Origin of the sequence: Acuticoccus sediminis (assembly GCF_003258595.1) — a bacterium.
In the GTDB taxonomy this organism is placed as follows: domain Bacteria; phylum Pseudomonadota; class Alphaproteobacteria; order Rhizobiales; family Amorphaceae; genus Acuticoccus; species Acuticoccus sediminis.
The window spans coordinates 798,382-824,414 of record NZ_QHHQ01000001.1 but is presented as its reverse complement, the minus strand read 5'-3'; the positions used below and the strand labels follow the sequence as shown (position 1 = coordinate 824,414).

General features: G+C 71.1%; 18 protein-coding genes. 6 read left to right on the top strand and 12 right to left on the bottom strand.

Going from position 1 to position 26,033, the window contains the following annotated elements; all coding sequences use genetic code 11:
- Nucleotides 1–22: 22 nt before the first annotated feature.
- Nucleotides 23–919, bottom strand: a complete 897-nt coding sequence (locus DLJ53_RS03525) for a LysR family transcriptional regulator (RefSeq protein WP_111342379.1) — start codon at nt 917–919, stop codon at nt 23–25.
- Between the two features lie 219 nt (nt 920–1,138).
- Here DLJ53_RS03525 and ygiD point away from each other — a divergent pair, with 219 nt between their 5' ends.
- Entirely contained in the window at nt 1,139–1,957 is an 819-nt protein-coding gene (ygiD, locus tag DLJ53_RS03520) for a 4,5-DOPA-extradiol-dioxygenase (RefSeq protein ID WP_111342377.1), read from the top strand.
- Between the two features lie 168 nt (nt 1,958–2,125).
- Nucleotides 2,126–3,469 carry a phosphoglucosamine mutase gene (glmM, locus tag DLJ53_RS03515; protein ID WP_111342375.1) on the top strand — a complete coding sequence of 448 codons (1,344 nt, stop codon included), beginning with the start codon at nt 2,126–2,128 and terminating at the stop codon, nt 3,467–3,469.
- A 27-nt stretch (nt 3,470–3,496) separates the two neighbouring features.
- Here the strand turns inward: glmM and DLJ53_RS03510 are convergent, their stop codons facing one another.
- Together DLJ53_RS03510 and DLJ53_RS03505 are read right to left on the bottom strand one after the other, a co-directional pair.
- Complete coding sequence (locus tag DLJ53_RS03510) at nt 3,497–4,210, bottom strand: DUF429 domain-containing protein (RefSeq protein ID WP_111344041.1); 714 nt, start codon at nt 4,208–4,210, stop codon at nt 3,497–3,499.
- A gap of 5 nt (nt 4,211–4,215) precedes the next feature.
- Nucleotides 4,216–5,043, bottom strand: a complete 828-nt coding sequence (locus tag DLJ53_RS03505) for a bifunctional hydroxymethylpyrimidine kinase/phosphomethylpyrimidine kinase (protein WP_111342373.1) — start codon at nt 5,041–5,043, stop codon at nt 4,216–4,218.
- 73 nt (nt 5,044–5,116) lie between these two features.
- Here DLJ53_RS03505 and DLJ53_RS03500 point away from each other — a divergent pair, with 73 nt between their 5' ends.
- The 3 genes from DLJ53_RS03500 (at nt 5,117) to xdhB (ending at nt 9,290) form a co-directional block, all read left to right on the top strand.
- Nucleotides 5,117–5,953, top strand: coding sequence for an HpcH/HpaI aldolase/citrate lyase family protein (locus tag DLJ53_RS03500; RefSeq protein WP_111342371.1), 837 nt, complete (start codon nt 5,117–5,119; stop codon nt 5,951–5,953).
- 8 nt (nt 5,954–5,961) lie between these two features.
- On the top strand, nt 5,962–6,840 hold the full coding sequence (locus DLJ53_RS03495) for an exodeoxyribonuclease III (RefSeq protein ID WP_111344039.1): 879 nt from the start codon (nt 5,962–5,964) through the stop codon (nt 6,838–6,840).
- Between the two features lie 125 nt (nt 6,841–6,965).
- A complete protein-coding gene (gene xdhB / locus DLJ53_RS03490) occupies nt 6,966–9,290 on the top strand; it encodes a xanthine dehydrogenase molybdopterin binding subunit (protein WP_111344037.1) in 2,325 nt (774 codons plus the stop codon).
- A gap of 87 nt (nt 9,291–9,377) precedes the next feature.
- Here the strand turns inward: xdhB and DLJ53_RS03485 are convergent, their stop codons facing one another.
- The 9 genes from DLJ53_RS03485 to DLJ53_RS34640 form a co-directional block, all read right to left on the bottom strand.
- Nucleotides 9,378–10,739 (bottom strand): esterase-like activity of phytase family protein, encoded by a 1,362-nt coding sequence (locus tag DLJ53_RS03485; protein ID WP_111344035.1) that lies wholly within the window; start codon nt 10,737–10,739, stop codon nt 9,378–9,380.
- 250 nt (nt 10,740–10,989) lie between these two features.
- Nucleotides 10,990–12,789 carry an NAD(P)/FAD-dependent oxidoreductase gene (locus tag DLJ53_RS03480; RefSeq protein WP_111342369.1) on the bottom strand — a complete coding sequence of 600 codons (1,800 nt, stop codon included), beginning with the start codon at nt 12,787–12,789 and terminating at the stop codon, nt 10,990–10,992.
- A gap of 146 nt (nt 12,790–12,935) precedes the next feature.
- Nucleotides 12,936–14,684, bottom strand: a complete 1,749-nt coding sequence (locus DLJ53_RS03475) for a sigma-54-dependent Fis family transcriptional regulator (protein WP_111342367.1) — start codon at nt 14,682–14,684, stop codon at nt 12,936–12,938.
- Between the two features lie 108 nt (nt 14,685–14,792).
- Nucleotides 14,793–16,100 carry an aspartate aminotransferase family protein gene (locus tag DLJ53_RS03470; RefSeq protein ID WP_111342365.1) on the bottom strand — a complete coding sequence of 436 codons (1,308 nt, stop codon included), beginning with the start codon at nt 16,098–16,100 and terminating at the stop codon, nt 14,793–14,795.
- A 120-nt stretch (nt 16,101–16,220) separates the two neighbouring features.
- Nucleotides 16,221–18,203: a putative bifunctional diguanylate cyclase/phosphodiesterase gene (locus tag DLJ53_RS03465; RefSeq protein ID WP_111342363.1), complete on the bottom strand. Its 1,983-nt coding sequence runs from the start codon at nt 18,201–18,203 to the stop codon at nt 16,221–16,223.
- Nucleotides 18,204–18,763: 560 nt separating this feature from the next.
- Nucleotides 18,764–20,839: a vWA domain-containing protein gene (locus DLJ53_RS03460; RefSeq protein ID WP_111342361.1), complete on the bottom strand. Its 2,076-nt coding sequence runs from the start codon at nt 20,837–20,839 to the stop codon at nt 18,764–18,766.
- A 12-nt stretch (nt 20,840–20,851) separates the two neighbouring features.
- Nucleotides 20,852–23,491 (bottom strand): gluzincin family metallopeptidase, encoded by a 2,640-nt coding sequence (locus DLJ53_RS03455; RefSeq protein ID WP_111342359.1) that lies wholly within the window; start codon nt 23,489–23,491, stop codon nt 20,852–20,854.
- A complete protein-coding gene (locus tag DLJ53_RS35075; RefSeq protein ID WP_162408835.1) occupies nt 23,488–24,462 on the bottom strand; it encodes a hypothetical protein in 975 nt (324 codons plus the stop codon). The genes DLJ53_RS03455 and DLJ53_RS35075 overlap by 4 nt, the downstream gene beginning before the upstream one ends.
- Before the next feature lie 9 nt (nt 24,463–24,471).
- On the bottom strand, nt 24,472–25,005 hold the full coding sequence (locus tag DLJ53_RS34640; RefSeq protein ID WP_162408833.1) for a hypothetical protein: 534 nt from the start codon (nt 25,003–25,005) through the stop codon (nt 24,472–24,474).
- Between the two features lie 223 nt (nt 25,006–25,228).
- Between DLJ53_RS34640 and DLJ53_RS03440 the strand changes: the two genes are divergently transcribed.
- Nucleotides 25,229–25,984 (top strand): helix-turn-helix transcriptional regulator, encoded by a 756-nt coding sequence (locus DLJ53_RS03440; protein ID WP_162408831.1) that lies wholly within the window; start codon nt 25,229–25,231, stop codon nt 25,982–25,984.
- Nucleotides 25,985–26,033: the final 49 nt, after the last annotated feature.

Below are 26,033 nucleotides of genomic sequence, written 5' to 3'. Positions count from 1 at the left end.
AGCGGGCAGGCTCCCGGGACCTTCAGCCGAACATCGATCGCCGCATCTCGGCGTGCGCGAAGTCGATCAGGGCGCGGACCTTTCGCGGCAGGGTCCGGCCCGCGAGGTAGACCACGCTCACCGGCAGGTTCGGGCTGGCGTAGTCCGGCAGGAGGCGCACCAGCCGGCCCGCCGCGATGTCGTCGCCCAGCACGAACGTCGGGCAGAAGGCGATGCCCCACCCGTCGACCGCGAGATCGCGGGCGACCTGCGCGCTGTTGACCATGAAGCGCGACGCGACCTCGACGGCGACCTCCTCCCCGTCCCGCACGAACACCCACCGCGCCGGGTCGGTCCGGTTGGTGTCGACGATCGTGGCGTGGTCCCTGAGGTCCGCCGGGACCACCGGCGCCGCCCGGCCCTCCAGATAGGCGGGCGAGGCGACGAGGATGCCGACGATCTCGCCCAGCTTCCGGCGCTTCAGCGACGGCATCCCGCCCTCGCCGACGCGGAAGGCGAGGTCGATGCCTTCGGCGGCGAGATCGACGTACCGGTCGTTGAGGCGCAGGTCGACGGTGAGTGCGGGGTGCGGTGCGGCGAACCGGGCGAGGAGGTCCTTCACCGCGATTTCCCCGAACGTCACCGGCGCCGAGATCCGCAGGGTACCGGAGTAGCCGCGGCTCTCCTCGCTGACCGCGCCGAGCATGTCGTCGAGCTCGTCGAGGAGCGCGGGCGCCCGGGCGAGCAGCGTCTCGCCCGCCGAGGTGATCCCGACGCGCCGGGTCGTGCGCTGAAGGAGCCGCGCGCCGAGGCGCCTTTCCAGCTCGGCGACATATTTCGACGTCAGCCTGTTGGAGACGCCCAGCCGCTCCGCCGCGCCGGTGAACGAGCCGGTCTCGGCCGTGGCGACGAACGCCCGCAGACCGTCGATGATGTCCATGGCGCCACTTTCAGTACAATATGGCGAAAGTCATTCGCCATATCCTCCATTTCATTCCCAAACGGCAAGCCTCATGTCTGGGAGCGTCGAGCGGTCCGTGCATCGGGCCGCAGCAATGGACGCAGTGTCGGCTAAGATGGCGCCGGGAGCCCCTCGCCGGGGATGAGAAGCCGGGACGAACGCCGCGCACCCGACCGGAAACGCGTGAAGGAAAACGCCATGAGCATCGCCCACAAGCTTCAGGCCCTGAAGGACGGCCTCAAGGCGTCCGACCGGATGCCCGTCGTCTTCCTCGGCCACGGCAGCCCGATGAACGCCATCGAGGACACGCCCTATTCGCGGACCTGGTCCGAGCTGGGGCGGTCGCTGCCGCGCCCGCAGGCGATCCTCGTCGTCTCGGCCCACTGGATGACCAACGGCTCGACGCTGGTGAACGTCACCGCGCACCCGAAGACCATCCACGACTTCTACCGCTTCCCGGCCGAGCTCTACGCCCAGCAGTATCCTGCGCCCGGCGCGCCGGACGTCGCGAAGGAGGTCGTCTCGATCCTCGCCAGCCACCACGCCGAGGGCGACGAGACTTGGGGCCTCGACCACGGCGCCTGGACCGTCCTGAAGTTCCTCTACCCCGATGCGGACGTGCCGGTGTTCCAGCTCTCCATCGACATGACGAAGGACCTGCCGCACCATCTCGAGATCGGCCGGGCGCTGTCGGAGCTGCGCAACCGGGGTGTTCTGATCCTCGGTTCCGGCAACATCGTGCACAACCTGCGCACGATGCGCTTCGGCGCGGCGCCGTACGACTGGGCGCTCGACTTCGACACCCGCTTCGCCGAGCGGCTGGAGGCCGGCGACCGTGCCGCGCTGGCCGACCGCAAGGCGCTGGGGAACCTCCTCGAGCTCGCGCACCCGTCGCTCGACCACTACCTCCCCGCGCTCGCCGTCGCCGGGGCGGCGGACGATCGGGACCAGCTCGTCTTCATGAACGAGTCGATCGACATCGCATCGGTCTCGATGCGCAGCTTCGTCTTCTACTGACGGACGCCGGGTCGCCGGCCGGCTGTGCCTTGCGGGCTGGCGGCGGCGTGCGCGAAGCCGGCCACATCGACCGCGTTGCATTCGGGTGACGAGTCGTTTGACCCGGGGGTGTTATACAGATTTAACCCCTTCGGTTGAGCGTTGAGTACACGGCAAAAGGTCGAGCAAATGGCACGCAAGTATTTTGGGACCGACGGCATCCGCGGTCCTGCCAACGGCGCCAACATGACGCCGGACATCGCCATGCGCGTCGGCATGGCCACCGGCATCGTCCTCGCCACCCGCGAGGGCAGCCAGCGGATCGTCATCGGCAAGGACACGCGTCTCTCCGGCTACATGCTGGAGACGGCGCTGTGCGCGGGCTTCACCGCCGTCGGCGCGGACGTCTTCATGCTCGGCCCGATCCCGACGCCGGCGGTGGCGATGCTCACCCGCTCGCTGCGGGCGGACATCGGCGTCGTCATTTCCGCATCGCACAACGGCTATGCCGACAACGGCATCAAGATCTTCGGCTCCGACGGCTTCAAGCTCTCCGACAGCGTGGAGGCCGAGATCGAGGCGCTGATGGACTCCGACATGTCCTCCAGGCTCGCGCGCAACGGCGACGTCGGACGCGCCACCCGCCTCGACGGCGTGCGCGACCGGTACGTCGAGTTCGCCAAGCGCACCTTCCCGCGGCACCAGTCGCTCGACGGGCTGCGCATCGTGGTCGACTGCGCCAACGGGGCCGCCTACCGCGTCGCGCCGGACCTGCTCTGGGAGCTCGGCGCCGAGGTGGTGGCGATCGGCGTCAATCCGAACGGCACCAACATCAACCGCGACTGCGGTTCCACCTCGCTCGAGGCGATCCGCGCCAAGGTGCGCGAGGTCCGGGCGGACATCGGCATCGCGCTCGACGGAGACGCCGACCGGGTGATCATCATCGACGAGAAGGGCGACGTGGTCGACGGCGACCAGCTCCTCGCGGTGATCGCGCGGTCGTGGCAGGAGGCGGGCCGCCTCGCCAAGGGGACCGTGGTCACGACGGTCATGTCCAACCTCGGCCTGCAGCGCTACTTCGACAGCTGCGGCATCGCCATGGAGCGCACCAAGGTCGGCGACCGCTACGTCGCCGAGCGGATGCGCGAGGGCGGCTTCAACATCGGCGGCGAGCAGTCCGGCCACATCATCCTGACCGACTACACCACCACCGGCGACGGCCTGCTCGCCGCGCTGGAGCTGATGGCGGTGGTCGTGGAGAGCGGGCGGCGCGTGTCCGAGGTCTGCCACCGGTTCGAGCCTGTGCCGCAGATCCTCAAGAACGTGCGCTTCAAGGGCGGCAAGCCGCTGGAGGCGATGCCGGTGATCGACGCCATCGACGCCGCGAAGGCGCGCCTCGGCGAGACCGGGCGCCTCGTCATCCGCCCCTCCGGCACCGAGCCGCTCATCCGCATCATGGCTGAGGGCGACGACGCCGCGCTCATCCACTCGCTGGTGGACGAGCTCTGCACCGTGGTCGGCGCGCACGGCTGACGGGCGGCCGGACAACACACCGGCGCGTCAGGCCCAGATCGCGACCCTGAGGCCGCGACCGTCCACCGCCGGCGGGTCGGGGAAGGGCGTCGCCTCTCCGCGCGCGCAGCGCCGGGCGATGAGCGCGATCGCGGCCGCGTCCACCGCGTCGACCAGCGGCATGCCCGGCGGGCGCCGGTCGAACAGCGCCGGGTCGATGCCGTGCCGCTCCAGCAGCGCGATCCGCTCGGCGAGCCCCTCGCGCGTCGGCACGTTCTTGACGCGCTTGGCCGTCGGCATCGGCGCCTCCCCGTTGAGCCGCCAGAACGCGACTTCGGCGTGGGTTTCGAAAATCCGATTCTGATTGTCTGGTGTCAGCAGCGCGTCCAGACGCCTGATGGCAGGAAACAATGCGAACCCCTGACGGCTCACCTTCCTCGGTGGGTCAGATGCAGCAAGTGCCAGATCGCACGCCGTGCGATAGTCGTCCGCGAATATCGCGGCACGTCCCGGCATCGAGAACACGGATGACTTACGCAGTCCCAGGAGAGGGCGGACTGCTTGTTCGGCGGCACGGCCCGGGCCAGCGATCCGGTCTGGCAATCCCATCGGCATGTCGATCGCAATCACCGAACCGCTATCAACCAGATCGGAGAGATCTGCGTGAAAGGAAATCCCTGCATCGGGGTGGCCATCCGCTCGTATCGAGACGACAGCCCAACCATTTCGGCAACCATCAACACCATAGACAAAATCGGACATGACGATCATCCCGCGCGGCGCAGGGCCGTGTCGGCGGCCGCCTTGACGGTCACGCTCGACCTGTCCGGATTGGCGATGTCGTCGACCACCGCGGCGTACGCCAACAGGTCGTTGGTCGAGGCGCGCACCGCCGCGAAGGTCGCCGCGGCCGCGTCGCGCACGGCATCGGCGGGTGCATTCTCCATCGAGGACGCGAGGTAGACGGCGCTGAAGAGGTCGCCTGTGCCCTTCGGGCACGGGTCCATCTCGTCGTGCATCACCAGCGTCGCATTGCCGTTCTCCAGAAGCAGCGTACCGATCTGCCCGTCTTCCTGCACCGCCGAGGTCACGATCACCTGCCGCGCGCCGAGCGCCTCGGCCGCCCGGACGAGGTCGGGGCTGCCGCCGAGGTCCACAAGCTCGTTGACGTTCGGGGTGATGATGTCGGCCCGCGGCACCAGCTCCTCGCGCACCGCTGTGGCGACGGCGTCCGGGACGTATCGCCCGGCCTCGTCCCCGGTCACGGGGTCGATCAGGACCGGGATGTCCGGCCGCGTCCGCCGCACGGTGTCGATGAAGGCCGCCGTCGCCTCGACGTGCTCGGGAAGCGCGTAGTAGCCCGTCAGGATGGCGTCGATCTCGTTCGCGCGGGTGCCGAGGTCGGCGAGATGGCCCGGGAGATCCGGGTTCGGCGTCTTCGTCGACGGGCCGATTCCGGGGTGCCACGGGAGCATCACCGTCGGCACCGGCCACACGGTCAGCCCGCGTCGTTCGAGCGCGAACGTGATCGGGCGGAGACCCACCGCGCCACGCATCACCGTGGATGAGATGGCCACCACCGTCTTACCCAACATTGTCGTCCTCTTGCTCGATGTGTCGGCGGGACGATAGCAGGGAGTTCAATACGTTTCGCGGTCGGAGAGAAAAATGCCGAAGCTGCGCCGAACCATCCTCTACATTCCGGCCGATAACGCCCGCGCGCTGGCCAAGGCGACGGAGCTTCCCGCCGACGCCGTCATCGTCGACCTGGAGGACGCCGTGGCGCCCGACCGGAAGGTGGCCGCCCGCGACGCGGCGCGTCAGGCGGTCGAGACGCTGAAGCCCGTCAAGGAAGTCGCGCTCCGCGTCAACGGAGCGGACACGCCGTGGCACGCCGAGGACGCCGCGCTCGGCACCTCCCTCGGCGTCCCGGTGGTGCTGCCGAAGGTGAAGACGGTCGAGGACGTCACCCGCCTCGGCGCAGTGGTCGGCACCGTCTGGCCGATGATGGAGGCGGCGGAGGGGATCTGGAACGCGCTGCCCATCGCGCGCGCCGCCAAAGCGACGGGCGACGTCGCGCTGATCGTCGGCACCAACGACCTGGCGCTGGAGCTTGGATGCGAACCGGGTCCGGAGCGCGCCAACCTGGCGTTCGCGCTGCAGGCCATCGTCCTCGCCGGCCGCGCGACGGGGTGCGACGTGATCGACGGGGTGATGAACGACTTCCGCAACGAGGCGGGGCTGGTGGCCGAGGCCAGGGCCGGCCGCGCGCTCGGCATGGTTGGCAAGACCGTCATCCACCCGGCGCAGATCGGCCCGGTCAACTCCGTCTTCGCCCCCTCCGCGGAGGAGGTCGCCAAGGCGCGCGCCATCGTCGAGGCGATGGACGCCGCCGAGCGCGAGGGCCGCTCGGTCGCGACGCTCGACGGGCGCATGGTCGAGCGCCTGCATGCCGAGGCCGCCCGCCGGGTGCTGGCGCTCGCCGACGCGGTGGACGCATCGTGAGCCAGTCGATGAGCGAAGTGCCGGTCCCCGGGGACGCGCCGGCCGATGCCGGTGACGCGACGACGCCGCTGACGGTCGTCACCTGGAACATCAACTCGATCCGGGCCCGGGTCGACCTGTTCGGCAAGGTGGTGCGCAAGGCGAAGCCGGACGTGATCCTGCTGCAGGAGACACGCTGCTCCGACGGGCAGTTCCCGATGAAGCCGATCCGCCGGCGCGGCTACAAGTACACCGCGCTCAACGGCGTCGGCGGGCACCACGGCGTGGCGATCCTCTCCAAGGTGCCGATCCTCGACGTGAAGGCGGACGTCATCGGGGGGATCGACCATCCGCGCCACGTCTCGGCGGTGGTGGACTTCGGCGGGCCGATCCGCCTCCACTCGCTCTACATCCCCGCCGGTGGCGACGAGCCCGACCCGGCGATCAACGCGAAGTTCGCCCACAAGCTCGCCTTCCTGGAGGAGATGCTCACCTGGGGCCGATCCGCCGTCGCCGAGCCGGCGTTGCTGACGGGGGACTTCAACGTCGCCCCGTACCCGGACGACGTCTGGTCGCACAGGCAGCTCCTCAAGGTGGTGAGCCACACGCCGGTGGAGACCGAGGCGCTGGAGCGGATCCGCGCCGAGCAGGGGTGGGTCGACGTCGTCCGCCGCGACCGGCCGGAGCCCGAGAAGATCTACACCTGGTGGAGCTACCGCAATCCGGTCTGGCCGGGGAACAACCGGGGGCGGCGGCTCGACCACGTCTGGGCCTCGCCGCACGTGGCGGACCGGGTGACGACCAGCGTCCTCACCGAGGCGCGCGGCTGGGAGAAGGCGTCCGACCACGTCCCGGTGGTCGCCACCATCGCCCCCGCTGCTCCGATTGCGGCCGGGACGGGTGCCTAGCGTCCGGAGGCCGGCGACGGTGTGGCCCATCGGGACATTGGCCCGAAACATGTAAGCTGGCGGCTGGAGGAAGGGGCCGACCGATGACCGAGGACGCTCTGCCGCGCGCCGCCGAAGGGCGGCTGATGCCCGACGAGCCCGTCGAGATCGCGGGTGCGACCGGCGTGGTGCATCGCCCGATCCGGCACGATTCCGGTGACAAGCACGTCACCGGCCGCGCCATCTACGCCGACGACATACCGGAGCCCGCCGCCCTCCTCCACGTCCACATCGGCATCGCGACGTTCGCGCGGGGCCGGCTGACGGCGGACCTTTCGCCCGTCCGGGCTGCGCCGGGGGTCGTCACGGTGCTGACCGGCGACGACGTGCCGGGCGAGAACAACGTCGGCCCCGTGAAGCACGACGAGATCATGCTGGCCCTCATGGGCGGCGCGGCCGAGGTGGTGCTCGAGGGCCAGGCTCTGTTCGCGGTGGTCGCGACGTCACGCCGGGCCGCGCGCGCGGCGGCAAAGCTCGCGGTGATCGACGCCACGCCCGCAACGCCGATCGTCAGCATCGAGGACGCCATCGCCGCCGACGCGGACAAGGTGGACGAGAGCTACCGCATGAGCCAGGGCGACGCGGCGGCCGCGATCGCCGCCGCCCCGCGGCGCATCTCCGGGCGGATGAAGATCGGCGGGCAGGAGCATTTCGCGCTGGAGAGCCAGATCGCCGTCGCCACTCCCGGCGAGGACGACGACATGCACGTCGTCTCGTCCAACCAGCACCCGTCCGAATGCCAGGAGGTGGTGGCGCGCGTGCTGGGGACGCCGAACAACGCGGTCACGGTGGAGGTCCGGCGCCTCGGCGGCGGGTTCGGCGGCAAGGAGACCCAAGGCAACCTCTGCGCGGCGGTCGCGGCGCTTGCGGCCCGCGTGACCGGGCGCCCCGCCAAGGTCCGCCTCGACCGGGACGACGACTTCGTCATGACCGGCAAGCGGCACGACTTCATCATCGACTACGAGGCCGGGTTCGACGAGACGGGCCGGCTCCACGGCGTATCGTTCGTGCAGCACGCCCGCTGCGGCTGGTCGCTGGACCTGTCGCGCGCCATCTGCGACCGGGCGATGTTCCACGCCGACAACGCCTACTTCATCCCCGCGCTGGACGTCGTCTCGCACCGGTGGCGCACCAACACGGTGTCGAACACCGCCTATCGCGGCTTCGGCGGACCGCAGGGGATGGTGGGCATCGAGCGCGTCATCGAGCATGTCGCCGCCGACCTCGGCGTCGATCCGCTGCAGGTGCGGCGGGCCAACCTCTACCGCGCATCCGCCCCGGCGGCGGAGCGGATGACGCACTACGGGATGGAGGTGGAGGACGCCGTCGCAGCGCCGATCATCGACGACCTCGTGGCGCGGTCGGACTACGTGCGCCGGCGGGCAGAGATCGCGGAGTGGAACGAGACGTCGCCGGTGCTGAAGCGGGGGATCGCGCTGACGCCGGTGAAGTTCGGCATCTCTTTCACCACGACCTTCCTCAACCAGGCCGGCGCGCTGGTGCACGTCTACAAGGACGGCTCCGTGATGATCAATCACGGCGGCATCGAGATGGGACAGGGCGTCTACATCAAGGTGGCGCAGGTCGCGGCGGACGCGTTCGGGGTGCCGCTCGAGGACGTGAAGATCACCGCGACGCGGACCGACAAGGTGCCCAACACCTCGGCGACGGCGGCCTCGTCCGGCGCCGACATGAACGCGATGGCGGTGCAGGACGCCTGCGACCGGATCAAGGCGCGCCTCGTCGCCTTCGCGGCGGAACGGGCGGGGGTCGAGCCCGGCGCCGCGCGGTTCGAGGGCGGGACCGTCACGGTGGGCGGCACGCGCCACGGCTTCGGCACGCTGGTGCGGGACGCGTACATGGCGCGCGTCTCGCTGTCCTCGACGGGCTACTACGCGACGCCGAAGATCCACTGGGACCGCGAGAGCGCGAAGGGCCGGCCGTTCTACTACTTCGCCTATGGCGCGGCGGTGACAGAGGCGGCCATCGACACGCTGACGGGCGAGACGCGGCTCCTGCGTGCGGACATCCTTCACGACTGCGGCCGTTCGCTGAACCCGGCGGTCGACCTGGGGCAGATCGAGGGCGGCTACATCCAGGGCTGCGGCTGGCTGCTGACGGAGGAGCTGGTGTGGTCGAAGGACGGGCGGCTGACGACGCACGCGCCGTCGACGTACAAGATCCCGTGTGCGTCCGACCGCCCGATCGACTTCCGGGCCGGGATCTGGGGGCCGGGGGAGAACCGGGAGCTGGCGATCCGCCGCTCCAAGGCGGTGGGCGAACCGCCCTTCATGCTGGCGATCTCGGCGCATCAGGCGGTGGCCGCGGCGGTCGCGGCGGCAGCCGGCGGCTGGCGCCCGCTCGACGCGCCGGCGACCCCCGAATGCGTCCTGACGGCGCTGGCCGGGTAGCACGACCGTCAGAGGCGGACCGGGACGGAGCGGGCCGAGGGGCCCGGAACGACCGGGCCGGCGCATGGCCGGCCCGGCGCGTTGTCCTTACTCGGCCGAGAGGAGCCCGGGCACCTCGAGGAGGATGAACTCGTTCGCCGCGGCCTCGGTCAGCTTGCGGCCGGCGGAGAACGGCAGGTTGTTGTCGTTGGCGACGATGATGTGCGTGTCGTCGACCTTCATGACGTCCTCGATGGTGAAGAACGGGAAGGTGTAGAGGCCCGTCAGGTCACGCTTCGCGTCGGTCTCGAGGCGGGCGACGCCGTCCGGATCGGCGATGTTCATCAGGTCGATGTAGCCGATCCGGCGAACCGTGCCGTCCTCGTGGAGGTCGGAGGTGTCGATGAGGACGATGCGCTTCACCATCGCCGGGTTCGGGAAGCACTCCGGGGTCGCCTCGCCTTCGCACTTCAGGGACGGGTCGCCTTCGCCGTTGTCACGCTCGATGACCATGGCGCGCTTCTCGTCGATGAAGTTGAAGTCGCCGATGGCGGTCGCGCCCTCGGCGAGCGGGAACTTGAAGACGTCGCCGATCCACGCCCTGGTCTCGGGGTCGAAGGCCATGACGGTGAGAGCGTTGCCGGTCGAGCCGTCCGCCTCGTAGATCGGCTTCTCGAGCATCGCCCAGAGGAGGCCGGTGCCGGGCTGGAGCGCCATGCCCTCGTAGCCGCCGGAGCGCTGCGAACGGTAGTCCTTGCCGGCGGTCGCCGGGATCTTCAGGGCCGGGTGGTCGGGGCTCCTGATCTCTTCGCCGGCGAGCATCGTCGGGTAGACGCCCTTCACGACGCCGTCGAGGCTGGCCTCGATGAGGTAGGGGCCGAACTCCTCGCCGATCCAGAGCGTGTCGCCGACGAGCTGGATGGACTCGAGGTCGAAGTCGGAGCCCGTGAGGTAGCGCTCGGCGGTGCCCTCGTAGGCGATGCGGAACGGCACGACCTTGTTCGGGTCCTTCAGGAAGACCGTCTCGCGGGCGACCTCACCGGTCTCGAAGTCCGGGTTGATCTTGTGGAAGAAGAGCAGCGCGTCGGGCGAGTTCAGCTTGGAGCCGAAGCCGTTGTCGGTGAGGGCGATGATGGAGCCGTCGTCGAGGCGGTTCATCGCGAAGCCCGAGAAGCCCTGGACCGGCTGGCCCTCGAACGGCAGCGACAGGCCGGTGGCGCGGTTGCCGTGATAGGAGCCGACGTTGCCGGGGATGGAGGCCGGCTCGTCGACGCGGGCAGCACCGCCGGTGAACTTGCCGGAGATCTGCGCGTCGGCCGGAGCGTCGGCCGGAGCCGGGATGATGGTGTTCGCCTCGATCACGGCATGGCCGACGAGCTTGGCGGGGAACTGCTGGCCGATGATGTCGGCATCCTGCGCGAGCGCGGGTGCGGTCATGAGCGCGATGAGCGCAACGGAGAGGCGAAGCATGGTGACCTCTTGGTCGTGGACGTTGGTGCGCTCGGTAGCGCCCACGCAAGACGGTTCGATGAAGGGTTCTTGACGTTTGGACGACGCTCCACGCCGGACCGCCACCAGCAAGCGCCCCAACGGACGCCCCGGCGGCCCGCCAGGGGCGGACCGCCGGGCCTGCGGCGCCCTCCCGCGCGCGGGTCCGCGGGCCGGCGCCGTCCCCGCGTGAGGCCGACGCCGGATGGGCCGCGGCGCGCGCGACGGGACGTCAGCCTTTGTGGTGGACCTCCTGGAGACCGTAGACGGGGGTGTCGAGCCCCTCCATCCGGGCCTTGAGCTGAAGCGCGAGGTAGAGGGAGTAGTGCCGCGACTGGTGCAGGTTGCCGCCGTGGAACCAGAGGCCGTGCTGCTGGGTCGGCTTCCACATGTTGCGCTGCTCCCCCTCCCAGGGGCCGGGGTCCTTGGTCGTGTCGGAGCCGAGGCCCCAGCATTTGCCCACCTTGTCCGCCACCTCGCGGCTGATGAGGTCGGCGGCCCAGCCGTTCATCGACCCGTAGCCGGTCGCGAGTACCACGAGATCGGCGGGGAGCTTCGTGCCGTCGTCCAGCACGACGCCGTCCTCGACGAACTCCTTCACCTGTCCCTTCACCAGCTTCACCTTGCCGTCGATGATGAGCTGGGAGGCGCCGACGTCGATGTAGTAGCCCGAGCCGCGGCGCAGGTACTTCATGAAGAGGCCCGAGCCGTCGTCGCCCCAGTCGAGGTCGAACCCGGCCTTTTCCAGGCCCTCGTAGAAGTCGGCGTCACGCTCCTTCATCTGCTGGTAGAGCGGGATCTGGAACTCGTGCATGATCCTGTAGGGGATCGAGGCGAAGATCATGTCCGCCTTCTCGGTCGTCATGCCGGAGGCGACGGCCTTCTCCGAGTAGAGCGCCCCGAGGCCGATATCCATCAGCGTGTCGGACCGCACGATGTGGGTCGACGAGCGCTGCACCATGGTGACGTCCGCCCCGTTCTCCCAGAGCGCGGCGCAGATGTCGTGGGCGGAATTGTTGGAGCCGATGACGACGCACTTCCTGCCCGTCCACGCGTCAGGCCCCTCATGCTCGGAGGAGTGCTGGATGACGCCCTTGAACGTCTCCATGCCTGGAAACTTCGGCTTGTTGGCCTTGCCCGACATGCCGGTGGCGAGGACGAGCTGTCTGGGCCGCAGCGTCACCTCCTCGCCGTCGCGGTCGACGACGACGGTCCAGGTGCCGCTCGCCTCGTCGTAGGACGCCGACTTGCAGGTCGTCTTCGTCCAGTAGTTCAGCTCCATGACCTTCGTGTACATCTCCAGCCAGTCGCCGATCTTGTCCTTCGGCGCGAAGACCGGCCAGTTGTCCGGGAACTTGATGTACGGCAGGTGGTCGTACCAGACCGGGTCGTGCAGGCAGAGGGATTTGTAGCGGCGGCGCCAGGAATCGCCCGGACGCTCGTTCTTCTCGATGATGATGGTCGGCACGCCGAGCTGGCGCAGGCGCGCGCCGAGCGCGATGCCGCCCTGCCCGCCGCCGACGATCAGGCAGTAGGGCTGCGTCTCGTAGCCGAGCGACTTCGCTTCGGTGTCGCGCTCCTCCTTCCAAGTCGCCCGGTTCTTCGCGGCGCCGTGCTTTGCGCCGAGCGGGCGGGCGCTGCCCTTCTTCTCCTCGAAGCCCTTCAGCTCCTGCAGCGCCGTCAGGATCGTCCAGATGAGGCCGTCCTTCAGGCGGATGAGCCCCCAGCCCCGGCCGGCCTTCGTCTCGAAGGTGATCCACGCGGTGGTGACGCCGCCGTCCTCGGTGGGGGTCTCGCCCGCCTGGACCTGGAAGGAGGTCGGGTCGACGGCGTCGAGTTGGGCGCGCAGCATCTCGGCGATACCCTTCCGGCCCTCCACCGTCCTGATGTTCCAGGTGAACGCCAGAAGGTCGCGCCAGTACGAGACCTCGGCGAACATCTGCGCGACCTTGTCGATATCGCGCGCGGCGAGCGCGTCGCCGAAGGTGTCGAGGACCTTCTGCACCTTGCCGGTGAGCGTTGTGTCGAGCACGGCTTGCCTCCCATTCGTGTTGTTGCTGGCGGGAGGATGACGGGAAGGGCTGCGACCCGCGAGGGTCACGTATGCGAAAATGTACGATCTCGCGCCGTCGCCACAATTGGCGTTGCGCGCGCAACGCCGCGCAACGGACGTTGCGCTCAGTCGGCGAGACCGGCCCTCCGCATGCGCCGCAGGACGGTGGAGCGGTTGACGCCGAGGCGGCGAGCGGCCTCGGCCATGTTCCAGCCGCAGGCGTCGAGCATCGCCTCGAGATCCTCCTCGAGCGCCGCCGCGTGCTCCGGGTCCGCCGGTAGGTCCGTCACGTCGATCACGCCCCCGTCCGACAGGGCGACGGCGACGTCGAGCGCGGCCGCGAGCTCGCGGATGTTCCCGCCCCAGGCGCGGCCCTTGAGCGCGTCGCGCGCGGCCGGGGTGAGACGCGGGCTGTCTGCCGTGCGGAACCGCAACAGGCGGTCGACCAGCCAGTCGAAGTCCGCCCGCAACCGAAGCGGCGGCAGCCGCAGCGTCGTCTGCGCGAGGCGGAACCAGAGCTCCGGCTTCAGCCCGCCTTCGCCGCGCAGGGCCGAGGGGTCGAGCCGCGTGGAGGAGACCGGGCGCAGGTTCGGGTGCGCGTCGAGCACCGCGGGGAGCGCGGTGCGCACCTCCGGCGAGAGGTCCTCGACCGCGCGCAGGAAGAGCGTCGCCCGCGCCTCGCCCACGGCGGCGACCGTCGCCCTCAGGTCGCCCACCGAGAGGCCGCCCGCCGCCAGCGAGACGAACCGCCCGCCGACCCGGCCCACGGTGTGGAGCGCGCGGGCCAGCCGCTCCTTGCCGACACCGGTCTCCCCGGCGATCAGGATCGCGACGTCGGTGGCGGCGAGCCGCTCGGCCTGGGCCAGCAGCGCGTCGAGCGCCTGATCGGGACCGGCGAGGGCGGCGAACGCGCTCGGCCTCGCGTGGACCGGGGGGCGCGGCGCCGACCGGGTGACCTGCGGGGCGATGGCGTGGCCGAACAGCCGGCGGCCGTCGTTCAGCTCCAGCACCCGCTCCTCGGTCGGGCGGTCGCGCATCAGGTCCGGCAGGTCGTCGATGGAGACGCTCATCACGGTGTCGATCCGGCGGCCGATGACCCCGCCGCCGTCGCCTGTGCCGACGAGGGCGCCGGCGCCATGGGTGTAGCCGGTGATCCGCCCCGACCCGTCGAGGGTGATCGCCGCCTCCGGATCGACGTCGAGGAATTCCGGACTCATGGACAGGCGCAACACCCATTCGCGCCGGCTGCGGGCCATGAGGTTCGCCATCTCGACCCGCCGTGCCGACGCGGTGACGAGGCTCATGGCGAGGTTCTGGCTGGACTTCGGTTGCGGCGAGCGCAGCAGCGAGATGTCGAGGACGGCGGCGAGCTGGCCGATCGTGTCGTAGATCGGCGCCGAGGTGCAGGAGAGCGGCGTGTGGGCGAGGCCGAAATGGTCGCTCTGGTGGATGGTGATCGGCTGCCCGGTGACGATGCAGGCGCCGACGCCGCATGTCCCGGCGAGATCCTCCGCCCAGTTGGAGCCGAGGTAGAGGCCGGAGCGTCGCAGCTCCCCCTCGAACACGGGGTCGCCGAAATAGTCGACACAAACGCCCTTCGCGTCCGCCAGCAGCAGGACGTAGTTCTGCCCGGCAACCTGGCGGAACAGGGACTGGAGGCCCGATCGGGCGGTGGCGATCAGGTGCTCGGCCTGCTGGCGATGCTCCCGCAGCTCGGTCTCGGTGACGATGTGGGCGGGCTCGTCGCGCGCCGGGTCCATGCCGTAGGTCTCGACACAGCGGCGCCACGACGCAGCGACCGGGGCATCACGACCGGTCGCGAGACCGTCGAGCACCATGCCGATCTCGTTGGCGTGTTCGACCGCTGCCTTCATCACCCGAGACTAACATGATTTGCCAGTCACGAACGTTGGACCAAAGGGCCAGGCCGGCGGACGCGGTCCGCTGACGCGGCGTGCTTCGCGGGCGGCTGGTCGCGCAGCTCAGGCGTGGCCGACGGCCGCGATCGCGTCGGACATGATCTCGAGGCCGAGGTCGATCTCCTCCTCGGACACGGTAAGCGGCGGGGCGATGCGGAAGACGCCTCCCATCCCGGCGAGCTTGACGATGTTCATGTTGAGACCGCGCCGCATGGCCTCCTCCATGATCTTCGCGCCGAGCTCGAAGCCGGGGGCCTTGGTCTGCCGGTCCGTCACGATCTCCAGCCCGAGGAGCAGTCCCCGCCCGCGCACGTCGCCGACGCACTCGTAGCGCTGCTGCAGGGCGTGGAGGCCGGAGCGCAGCCGCTCGCCGCGGCTGGCGGCCTGGGCCACGAGGCCGTCGCGCTCGACCACGTCGAGCACCGTGACGCCGACCGCCGCGGGCAGCGGGTCCGACGCGTGCGTCGTGTAGAAGAGGTAGCCGCGCTCGAACGCCTCCTGCTCGATCGCCTCCGTCGTCATGACCGCAGCGAGCGGAAGGCCCGCCCCGAGGGTCTTCGACAGCGTCATGATGTCGGGCGTCACGCCGTCCCGCTGGAAGGCGAAGACGTTGCCGGTGCGGCCGACGCCGGTCTGCGCCTCGTCGAGGATCAGCAGCATGCCGCGCTCCTCGCACTTGCGCTTCAGCGCCGCGAGGTAGCCCGGCGGCAGCTCGAGGATGCCGCCACTCGACAGGATCGGCTCGGCGATGAAGGCGGCGAGGCTGCCGGTGGACTGCCGGTCGATCAGCTCGAACGCGTCGTCGAGCTCCGTCTGCCAGTCGTTCGACCCGTCGGCATGGGCGAAGCGCGGACGGTAGGAGTTCGGCGCCGGGATGACGAGGGAGCCTGCCGCGGCCGGGCCATAGCCGCGCCGGCCGGCGCTGTAGGTGGCGGACGCGGCGGCGCCGGTCATCCCGTGCCAGCTCTGCGCGAAGGCGACCACCTCGTGGCCGCCGGTGACGAGCTTCGCCATGCGGATGGCCGCCTCGTTGGACTCCGCGCCGGTCGTCAGGAGCTGGACGCGGTCGAGGCCGGGCGCCAGCTCGGCGAGCCGGGTCGCGAGCTCGACCACCGGGCGGGACAGCATGCCGCTGAAGAGGTGCGCCACCGCGCCCATCTGCCTCTCGACGGTGGCGACGATGTCCGGATGCGTATGACCGAGGACGGCGCTCATCTGGCCCGAGGTGAAGTCGAGGATGCCGCGGCCGTCCGCATCGTAGACGTAGGAGCCCGCGGCGCGCTCCACGATCATCGGCTCGAACGAGCCGCCGTAGCGCGTGAGGTGCTTTCGGGCGGACGCCCAGAAGGTCGGATCATCGTTCAGCGACATGGCTGCCATCGCTCGCATGGACCAGCCGAATTAGTATCCGCTCCCCGTCCCCCAGACAAATGCGCGGCCGGCGATCGCGCGGCGGGGGGATGGCTCGGCTGGCCCGAGCCGGCCGGCGGCTCAGCAGCAACGCCGGGCGAGGAAGGCGGGGATGTCGTCGCGCGGCATGGGGCGGCCGCAGAGATAGCCCTGCACCGCGTCGTAACCCGCGTTCTTCGCGAAGGCGTGCTGAGCCTCGGTCTCGACCCCCTCGGCGACGACCGTCAGCGCCATGGCGTCGCTCATCGCGCTGATCGTGCGCAGCACGACGCCCACGCTGTCCGCCGCGTCGAGGGAGGCGATGAAGGAGCGGTCGACCTTCAGCTTGTCGAACGGGAACCGCCAGAGATAGCTCAGGCTCGAATACCCCGTGCCAAAGTCGTCCATCGCGATGCGCACGCCGAGCGCCTTGAGGGCGTTGAGCTGCTGCATGGCGACGTCCTCGTTCGCAAAGAGCAGGGATTCGGTGACCTCGAGCTCCAGTCGGTGCGGGGACAGTCCGGACGTGGCGAGCGCATCGGCCACCGTCCCGACGATGTTGTCGCCGAACTGCTGGGGCGAGAGGTTGACGGCGAGCGTCAGGTGGGCCGGCCAGGTCACGGCGGTGCGGCAGGCGTCGTTGAGCAGCAGCGCCCCGAGGCGCGGCATCAGCCCCATCGTCTCCGCCACGGGGATGAAATCGGACGGCGGGATGGTGCGCTGGCCGGACGGATCCGGCAGCCGGGCGAGCGCCTCGAAGCCGAGGATCGTGCGGTCCCCGGTGCTGCAGATCGGCTGGTAGTGGAGCTCGAAGGCCCCGGTCTCGACCGCGTCCCGCACGATGGTGCGCAGGAGAATGCGGGCGTTCAGCTCGTCCTCCATGCCCGGGGCGAAGAGGATGCTGCGGTCGCGCCCGTCGTTCTTCGCGCGATAGAGCGCGATGTCCGCAAAGCGCGTCAGGTCGTCGAGGTTGTCCGCATGGACCGGGGCGAGGGCGGTACCGACCGACACGGTGACGTGTCCCGTGCTGCCGGTCCCCTTGTGGATCAGGCGGACGCTCTCGACGATCCGTTCCGCCAGGGTCTCCGCCTTCCCCGGAGTATCGGCATGACGCTGGAGGACGGCGAATTCGTCGCCGCCAAGGCGGGCGACGACGTCGTTCTCGCCCACGCTGGACAGGAGCTGCGTCGCCACCGATTGCAGCAGCCTGTCGCCGACCGGATGGCCGAGCGTGTCGTTGACGGACTTGAACCCGTCGACGTCGACGAGATGCAGGGCGACGGCGTGGCTACCGCCCCCCTCGGCAGGGAAGCACCGGCTCATCGTGTCCTGGAAGTTCTTCCGGCTCGAAAGCCCGGTGAGACTGTCCCGGTGGACGAGATTGAAGATCCGTTCGTCGCTGATCTTCTTCCGGCGCAGCAGGAAGGCGACACCGAAGCAGTTCGCGAGGGCGATCAAGACGAGGAGGCCGGTGATGGCGAGGGTGCCGAGCAGCTCTTCCCGGTAGATCGCGGCGTTCGGGCTCTGGTCCGTCGTCACGATGACCGAGCCGGCGGGGTCGGCGACGGTCCCGAACGGAATCCAGACGCGGGCGATCGGGGTGGGTCCCGGCGCGTCGCCGCGTCGAATGATCTCGACCCGCGCGGCGGTGTCGGATTCGGCGGGGGCATGCTCGGCGAGGCCGTCGTTGTCGTCGGGCGTGTACGAAAAGACGGGCTCGCCTTCGGCGTTGTAGATCCGGAACGACAGGACGTCGGCGGTCCGGGCGATGGTGTTGAGGTAGACCTCGTCCGCCGGCGTGGCGCCATCGCCGGCCAGCAGGTGATCGAGCGCGTCGCTGTCCACGATGGCGGCCTGGGCCCAGCGTTGCGCCGCCAGCTCGGCGGTCTGCTTCAGCTCCTCCTCGGCCGCGAGGATCGACCAGAGACAGATCGCGATGAAGGTGAGGACGACGAAGAGGCCGCCGACGGCATTCAGGGCGAAGACGTGCCGCGTTCCGGCCTCGCGGCGCGACGAGGCGGGGCCGCGTACGGTTCCGCCGTCGCCACCGGTCTCCGTCGGCCGGTCACTGCCGGAACGCGCCATAGACAGCCTTCTCCATCGTGCTCGCGTCTGTCGGACCTGCGATCCTAGTCGTGTCCGGTTTCCCGGCGCTGCCGTCGGACGATATTGCAAGACCGCCGATGCCGCCGGCACGGAGTCAACAAGCGTCTGCGCGCACGTCGTCGCTCGCGCGCTTATCCCCAATCGCGCCAAAATTGCGTCACGGATAACAGGAAAACGAAACGCTTAGGGCCCGGCCGACCGCCCCGGCGCGCGGCGCCGCATCGCGGCCGCTGCCCGGCACGGGGGAAAGGACATCCCGGCACCGGCGGTATCCCGGAGAAGGTCGAGGATACGGCAATCCGGACCGATGACCGGCGACATGCCCGCCAGCGTGAACCGTTCTCCGGGGACGAAGCTGTTGGTCACGTGGTGGCTGAGGCCGAACCTCTCCCGGCGCGACTGCGTGACGTCGATGCCTTCATCCGCCGGAATCCGGATCGCCCGATGCGACTGAAGCTGTAGGAACGCTGTCCGCGTTCAGCGCCCCTGAACCGGCGGCAGCGGCCGTGCGTTGTGGCCCGTCGCGGGCATGCCGCCCGTCACGGCTGGCCCCGCACGGGCGCCGGGGCATCGAGCACCTGCTCGCCGCTTTCGGCAACGCGAAGGTCCGCCGCCTGGCAGCGCACCAGCGGCTTGCAGCCCTCCGCGCCGACACAGAGCTCCGCACCGTCGGCGCCTCCCCCCTTGATAGCGATCTCCGGCGCACCCTCCGCCGGCCTGTCGACATAGGCCGAGCGCCGGTCCTGCGACAGCGCGACGGGCGTGCAGCGGGCAGCGCCGTCCGTTCCGGGTGCGCAGACGCCTGCCACCGCCGTCGTGAAGCCGGTGGCGCCGCCGAGGTAGATGCGCAGGCGGAAGAAGCCGTCCCCGTCGATCGCGAGGACGTTGCCGGCGCAGGCGTCCGGTCCGTCCTCCTCCATCGCCCAGAACCCAGCGAGGGCACCGGCGCCCTGCGCGTCGTCCGCCGCCGCGACGGAATTTGCGCCCGCAGCCTCCCCGACCGTGTCCGCGGCAGTTCCGGGCGGCACGCTCGCGGCGGTATCCGTGCCGAGGAGGCAGCCCGTTTTGCCGCCGACCGCGCTGCAGTTCGGCACGGCGAGCGCGGCGCGGTCGGTCTCCGAGAGGCGCTCGCCCTCGCCGACGGTGACGGTCAGGTCTCCACCTGCCCCCGGCACTTCGACGAGGACTTCCGAGCGGCGCTGACCGCCGCCCTCCTGCCCTGCGTTGATCCGCCAGCGGCCGGCCGGAAGGAAGAAGGGCAGGCGCGCCCCGTCCTTGCGCAGCCCGCCGCCGCCGCGGCTGAAGCCGGCGCCCTTCGGTCCGTCGGCGAGGACGGTGGTCTGGCGCGTCACCGGCTTGCCGTCCGCGTCGAGCGCCGCCACGACGACGCGCGACAGGGCGAAGTCGAACGGCACCACCTTGTGCTCGCCCTCGGCGATCTCGACCAGCACGTCGCGGGTGATCGTCCGGGCGAACGTGCCGCGCAGGATGTAGCGGCCCGGTGCCACGACCTCGTCGAAGCCGCCGGCACCGGCGGCGTAGCGCGTCGCGGCCGGTGCTCCGCGGACGATCTCGCGCAGCTCGTAGCTGGCGCCGGCCCGTCCGGCGACGGCGCTCGGCACCGTCTCACCCGACGGGAGCGGCTCGCCGGCACCGACGATGGTCTCCACCGTGAGGTGCGCGCGCAGCGGGAGGTCGACGACGACCTCGCCGTCCCCCTCCGGCACGGTGAAGCGCTTCAGCGCGCTGTAGGCGGTGTTGTCCCCCGCGGTCTCGACCCGCTCGGCGGTGACCTCCCACTCGCCGGGTGCCAGCGAGAGGCGTGCCGTCGCCTCGCGACCGTAGTCGAGCTCTGCCCCGACCCGTGCCCCGTCCGGGCCGGCGAGGACCACCGAGGCGAGGTCGCGGCTGTTGAGGACCGGCCTGCCCTCGGCGTCGCGCAGGAGGAGCGCGACATCACGCGGCGCGGCGGCGTCGGGCTCGTCCGGCTCGGGATCGGCGGCCAGCGTCGTCGCCAGGGCGTCCGATAACGCGTCGCGGTCGTTCGCCTCGATGTAGCGGCCGCCCGTCTCGTCGGCGAGGCAGGCCACGGCGCGCCCCTCCTCGGCCGAGAGACCGAAGCCGACGACGTGCGCGGTGAAGTCGATCCCTTCGCGTTCGAGGTCCCGCGCCAGGGCGCAAGGGTCCGCGTCGCAGGTCTCGATCCCGTCGGTGACGAGGACGACGGTCGCCTTCGCCTCGTTGAAGCGGACCGCCTGCGCGGCGCGGCGCACCGACTCGGTGATCGGCGTCTTCCCCTTCGGCACCGCCGCGTCCGCCGCGGAGACGACACGCCGGCCGGTCTCGGCGACCGGTCCGGGCGGCACGGCGGTGACGATGTCGGCGCAGTCGCCCTTGCGGGTCGCGCCGTAGACGATGAGGCCGAGACCCTGCCCGGCGGGGAGATTTCCGACCGCCTCGGCGAGCGTCTCGCGGGCGATCTCGATCTTCGTGCGCCCGCCGATGTCGCCCCACATCGAGCCGGACGCGTCGAGCACGATCATGGTGCCCGCCTCCTGCGCCGCCAGACGAAGGGGAAGCGCGGCGAGGAGGATCACAAGGAGAAGGCGCAACATGGGGAACTCCGTTCAGCGGCCGAGGGCATCGAGGAAGAAGGCGTCCGCGGCGGACGCGTCCGTGAGGAGGAGCGAGGCGCGGACCGCGGCGGGCGTCTCGTCGCCACGGCAGCAGCCCCGCTCGGCGGCGCAGGCGAGCCGGCGCAGCGTCTCCGCCCGCGTCGCGAGCGCGGTGCAGAGCGACGGGACGACGCCGCCAGCGCCCGCGCTCCCCGTGCCGACCGGCGACGCCGGAGGGGCCGTGCCCTGCGCCACGCCGGGTGGCGCGCCGGGCGGTGGCCGGCGGGTCACGTCGACCGGGCGCGGCTCGTCCTTGGGCGGATCGCCGCGCGCTGGATCGGGCGCCGGGTCAGGATCCGGGTTCGGCCCGGGGTCGGGGCGGCGCCGGCGCGGCGGCACCGGCGAGGCAAGCGGCACGAGATGGTTGGTCGCCGAGTACTGGTTCTCGGTCGCGTCGACCGCGAGCGGGTCAGCACCGGGGAAGGCGCTGTTGTAGGCATCGACGCAGGCGGTGTGCTCCACGGCGCGCAGCTCCGCCCGCGCCGACATGCAGGCGGAATGGTGCGCCTCGCGTGGCAGGCGGCGCGTGCCGATCCGCTGCAGCGACCCGGCGAAGCGGCCTTCCAGCGACCAGGCGTCCGGCGCGTCGCCGTCGTCGCTGCGGGTGTGGCCGGGTCCGCTCGCCACGAAGGAGAGGTCGACGTTCCCGCCCCCGATCTCCTCGATCGACAGCGTCAGCGTCGCCTCGTTCTGGGCAAAGTAGGTTCTGTGGCCCGGTGTCCAGAGATAGCCGCCGACCGTGTCGTAGAGGTCCTCGTGGAAATCCCCCGGATAGGCGGGCGTGGGGCCGAACACGCGCGGCCCCGGCCCGAACGAGACGCGCGCGCCCCGCCGCAGCAGCGGCCACAGCTTCCCCGCCGGGGCCGCGACCTGGAAGAAGGTGCTGCCGTTCCAGTCGAGCAGTTCGCCCCTCGGCGGGACGGTGACGGCGAGGCGCAGCGTCTCGACGTCGCCGTGACGCGCAAGGGTGAGCTTGCCGCAGGCCGGGTAGGACGCGGTGCCCCCCGCGTTGCGGACGGTAAGGCTCGTCGTGTTCCAGAAGCTCTCGTTGGTGCGCCCGCCGGGGTTCGCGACGTCCTGCCCCGTGTCGAACAGCGGGTGGACGAAACCGCGGGTCCAGAGCGGCCGCAGCGCGCCCGCGTCGCACGGCACCCAGGGCGTCGATTCGAACCGGAGGTCGATCGCCGGGATCGGCCCGACCGGCGCCCGTGAATAGGCATCGCCCGTCTGGATCGCGGCGACCACGATATCGCGTGGCGGCCCGGCCGGGACGACCAGCGCGCCGCCGTCCGAGAGGTCCACCCCGTCGGCGAAGATGCGCACGGTCTCCGGCGGCAGCGCATCACCGGCGAAGGTGCGGGCGTCGACCGTCACCGCAGCGGTCTCCAGGCCGACACTGTAGCGCATGCAGGTGACGCGCAGGCCCCCGAGCGGGGCGGTCGTCCCCTCGCGCAGGAACGGCTCGCGCGTCACCCGAACCGGACCGACGTCGAGCCACGACACCGGGAGCGGACTGCCGCAGGAGAGATAGTCGCCGAGCGCCTTGCGGTAGCCGAGGGCGGGGTCGGTCACGTCCGCGATGAAGCGTGCGAAGGCCTCCGGCAGCGTGGTCCCGAGGCGGTCGCGCAGCCAGCCGTCGACGATCTCGCCCGATTCCCCCTTCGTGACATCGCGCTCGAAGAGGTCGGACAGCTCGCGGACGAGGCCGAGGCCGGCGTTCCGCTCGGAGAAGAGGTGCATCCAGAAGGTCGCGGTGTCGTAGCTGCGCTGGTCGTCCTCTTCACTCTCGTGGCCGCTGATGGCGAGGCCGCCGGGGGCGCTGTAGCGCGCGTAGGTGCGGGACTTCGGCGCCGGAAGCGCGGGCAGCCGGTCGAGCGCATCCAGCGAGAGCATTCCCTCCACGTGCAGCGCGTAGAGGGTGGCGAACATGTCCGGCAGACCCTCGGTGATCCACTGCGGCGAGTTGGCGGCGTCGTGGGTCGCGCGGTCCGGATTGTCCATCCAGTTGCCGAAGACGGCGTGCGCGAGCTCATGGATGGCCGTCCTGCGCGCCCGGTCGGCGAGCCCGGTCGCCGTGAACTTCGTCTGGTCGCGATGCTCGACCCACAGCTCCGCGGCCCCCTCCCATGGACCCGATGTCGTGCCCGGTACGTACCGTCCATAGACGCCCGGCAGGTATTGCGAGACGTGGACGGGAAAGCCGACCTTCGGCGTCCCGCCGGACGCGCGCCAGTCCGGATCCGGGAGGCGCGGCAGGAACGGGGGCGGCAGGCCGAGGCCGTCGTAGACCCGCGCCGCAGTCTGAAACGCGCGGCGCAGGCCTTCGATGTCGCCGCGGGTGAGCGAGACGGTCTCGAGCGTCTGGCCGTTCTGCGTCGGCGTCAGCGTGCAGTATGTGTCGGTGCCGGGGTAGTCGACCTTCATGGCCTCGAAGAGGCCGGAGCCGTCGGCGCAGACGATGACCCAGGGCGTGTCGGCCCAGGCCTCGCGCTGCTGCGCCGCGGCGGGGGTGACCGCAGCGGGGGTGACCGCAGCGAGGACGGCGAGCGCCGCCAGAGCGCGGCGGGCGCTGGGCCGGCGGTGCGTGCTCACCGGCCACCTCCGGGTCCGGGCGTCGCGGCCTCCTGAGCCCCGGCCCCGGCCCACACGGCGTCCGCCAGGCCGAGGAGCGCGGCGGCGGGGTCGTCGCCCGTCGCGAGCGCGTCCGCCAGCGCGACCGCCTGCCGGAACGCGGAGGCGATGCCGAACCCCATCGCGGGCGGGGTCTGCACCAGGGCGTCGCCGAACGCGAACCAGCGGTGCCGGGGCGACGGCGTCCAGGAGAGCCGCCGCGCCGGCGGCGCCGTCATCCGGTGAGTGGCGACGACGCGGGCGTCCGCCGGCACGAGAGTCGCGAGTTCCGGGCCGAGAAGCCCGGCCATGCCCGCGGCGCCGGGACGGGTGCCCTGCACGAGGGCGGTGACCCGGGCCGTCCTGTCCCCCTCGCTCTCGAAGTAGACCGTGCGGCCGCAGCCGGCGTGCCGCGCCGTCACCGCCCCGAACGGACGCCCTGCGGTGAGGACGTGCGTCTCGGCGTAAGTGGTGTCGCCGACGTCCTCCAGCACGATCCGCTCGCCGCCCGCCGCCAGCAGGCGCGCGAGGACCCGGGCGCCGCCCGTCGCGTCGACGGCGGTCCCGGCGGTCCAGCCGTCCGGAAAGGCCCAGCCCCGGCGCCCACGCGTGGGCCGGGCCGCGTCCAGCATCGCGATCCCGTGGGCCGACGCCGCAGCGTGGAGCGCCGCGCAGAGGCGTGCCCGGCTCACGTGCGGCCCCTCGCGGCGCACGATCCCGTTCGGCCCGGGCGTGGCGAAGTACCGGGGACGCGCCGCCTCCGCCACGGCGGGGCCGAGCCGATCGGCGTCTATCCGCATGGCCAGCTCACCGACCTCCTGCCGGACGAGGTGGACGTGCTCGGCCTGTACCGACGCCTCGCCCGGGGGCGCGAAGACGCGCACCTCGGCGCCCGCCCGCGCGTAGACGATGGCGGCGAGGAGGCCCGCCGGTCCCCTGCCGAGCACGGCCACACGCAGCGCTCAGCCCCTGACCGTGCCGAGGGCGAGGCCCCGTCCCGCCGTGGTCGGCGCCTCCGCGAAGACGATGAAGTGGTAGCCCTCGAATCCGGCCGACCGCTGCAGGTCGCGCACGGCGAGCTCCGCCGCGGTTCGCTCGGCGTTACGCCCGGGCAGGTGCATCTCGCCGGGGAACAGCATCTTTCCCGGGTAGTGCATTTCGCCGGGGAAGTGCATCTCGCCCGGAAAGTGCATCTCGCCGGGGAAGGCGAGGCTGCCGCCGCGCAGCTCGAACCGGCCCGAAACGAAGCGGTCCGCGACGCGCCCCTTCGTGATGCGCGTGAAGTAGAGCCGGGCGGGCGTGACGTCGCCTTCCGCCCGCAGGCTGAGCGAGTTCAGGATCCCGCGCCGGAGACGCTCGCCGGAGAGACCCCCGAGCGACTCCGGCTCGGCGATGCGAACCTCGATCAGCCCGCCGCCCGCGAACGCGATCCGTGACACGGACGCGGACACCGCGAGCGTCGCCGCCCCGCTCAGAAATCGTCGACGTTCGAGCACGCGCCCTCTCCCAGCCTCGCCACGCTCGCTCGTGCACCGGTGCCGTTCAGGCGATCGCGGGTCGCGGGCGCGAGCATTTCGGCATAGTCGGCGGTGCGCAGTTCGCCCGCCTCCCCTGAATCGGGGAGGAGCGGAATTGTTTTCCGTGAGTCCGGCCGCTACGCTTTGCATCTTTCCACATCGCCAACTGGGGCGATCGATTTGCAATGAGCGGCGCAAGATCGTGAATCAGACGAAGCAGCTGATGTCGCTCGCCGCCGAGATCGACTGTCAGACGTCCGTCGCGGGCGTCTGGGAGGTGTTCGGCGCCGCGCTCGCACGGCTCGATCTCACCCACTACATCTTTCTGATGATCGACGCCGACGGCAGCCGGCCGGAGATGGCCGCGACGCTGTCGCTCGAGCCCCCGGGCTCCGTCTCGGCGCGCGACCCGTTCCTCCAGTATTGCTGCCGCAGCTTCGAGGCGACGCTGACCGGCATCACCCATCTCGGCGACTACCCGTACCTGCCGGACAGCGCGCGGTCCTACATCGAGGGTGCCGCCGAGCACGGCTTCACCTCGGGCCTCGCGATTCCCGTGCGGTTGCGAGGCGGCCCCCGATACGGCGGCTTCAACCTCGGCTCGGACATGCCGCGGGAGGCGTTCGCGCGGCATGTCCTGCCGCACCTCGACGTACTGCGGTTTCTCTGCCTGATCGCGGAGCGCCGCCGGGACGTGCTGCGCCAGGCGGAGCGACGCCCCGCCCCGTCGGAGGAGGTGCGGCACCTCCTCACCCCGCGCGAGTTCGAGATCCTCGAGCGGATGTCCACCGGGATGACGCGCAGGCAGTGCGCCGCCGAACTCGCGGTGCGCGAGAGCACGGTGGCGACGCACCTCAAGAGCGCATTCGACAAGCTCGGCGTCCGCAGCATGGTCGAGGCGGCGCACGTCCTCTACCGCGGCCCCCCGCCCCCGTCCGCCGACGACCCGTGGCTCTGAGCCCGGACAAGCGGCCCGGCCGAGCGGCGAGCGGTCGGCTGTCGGTGCG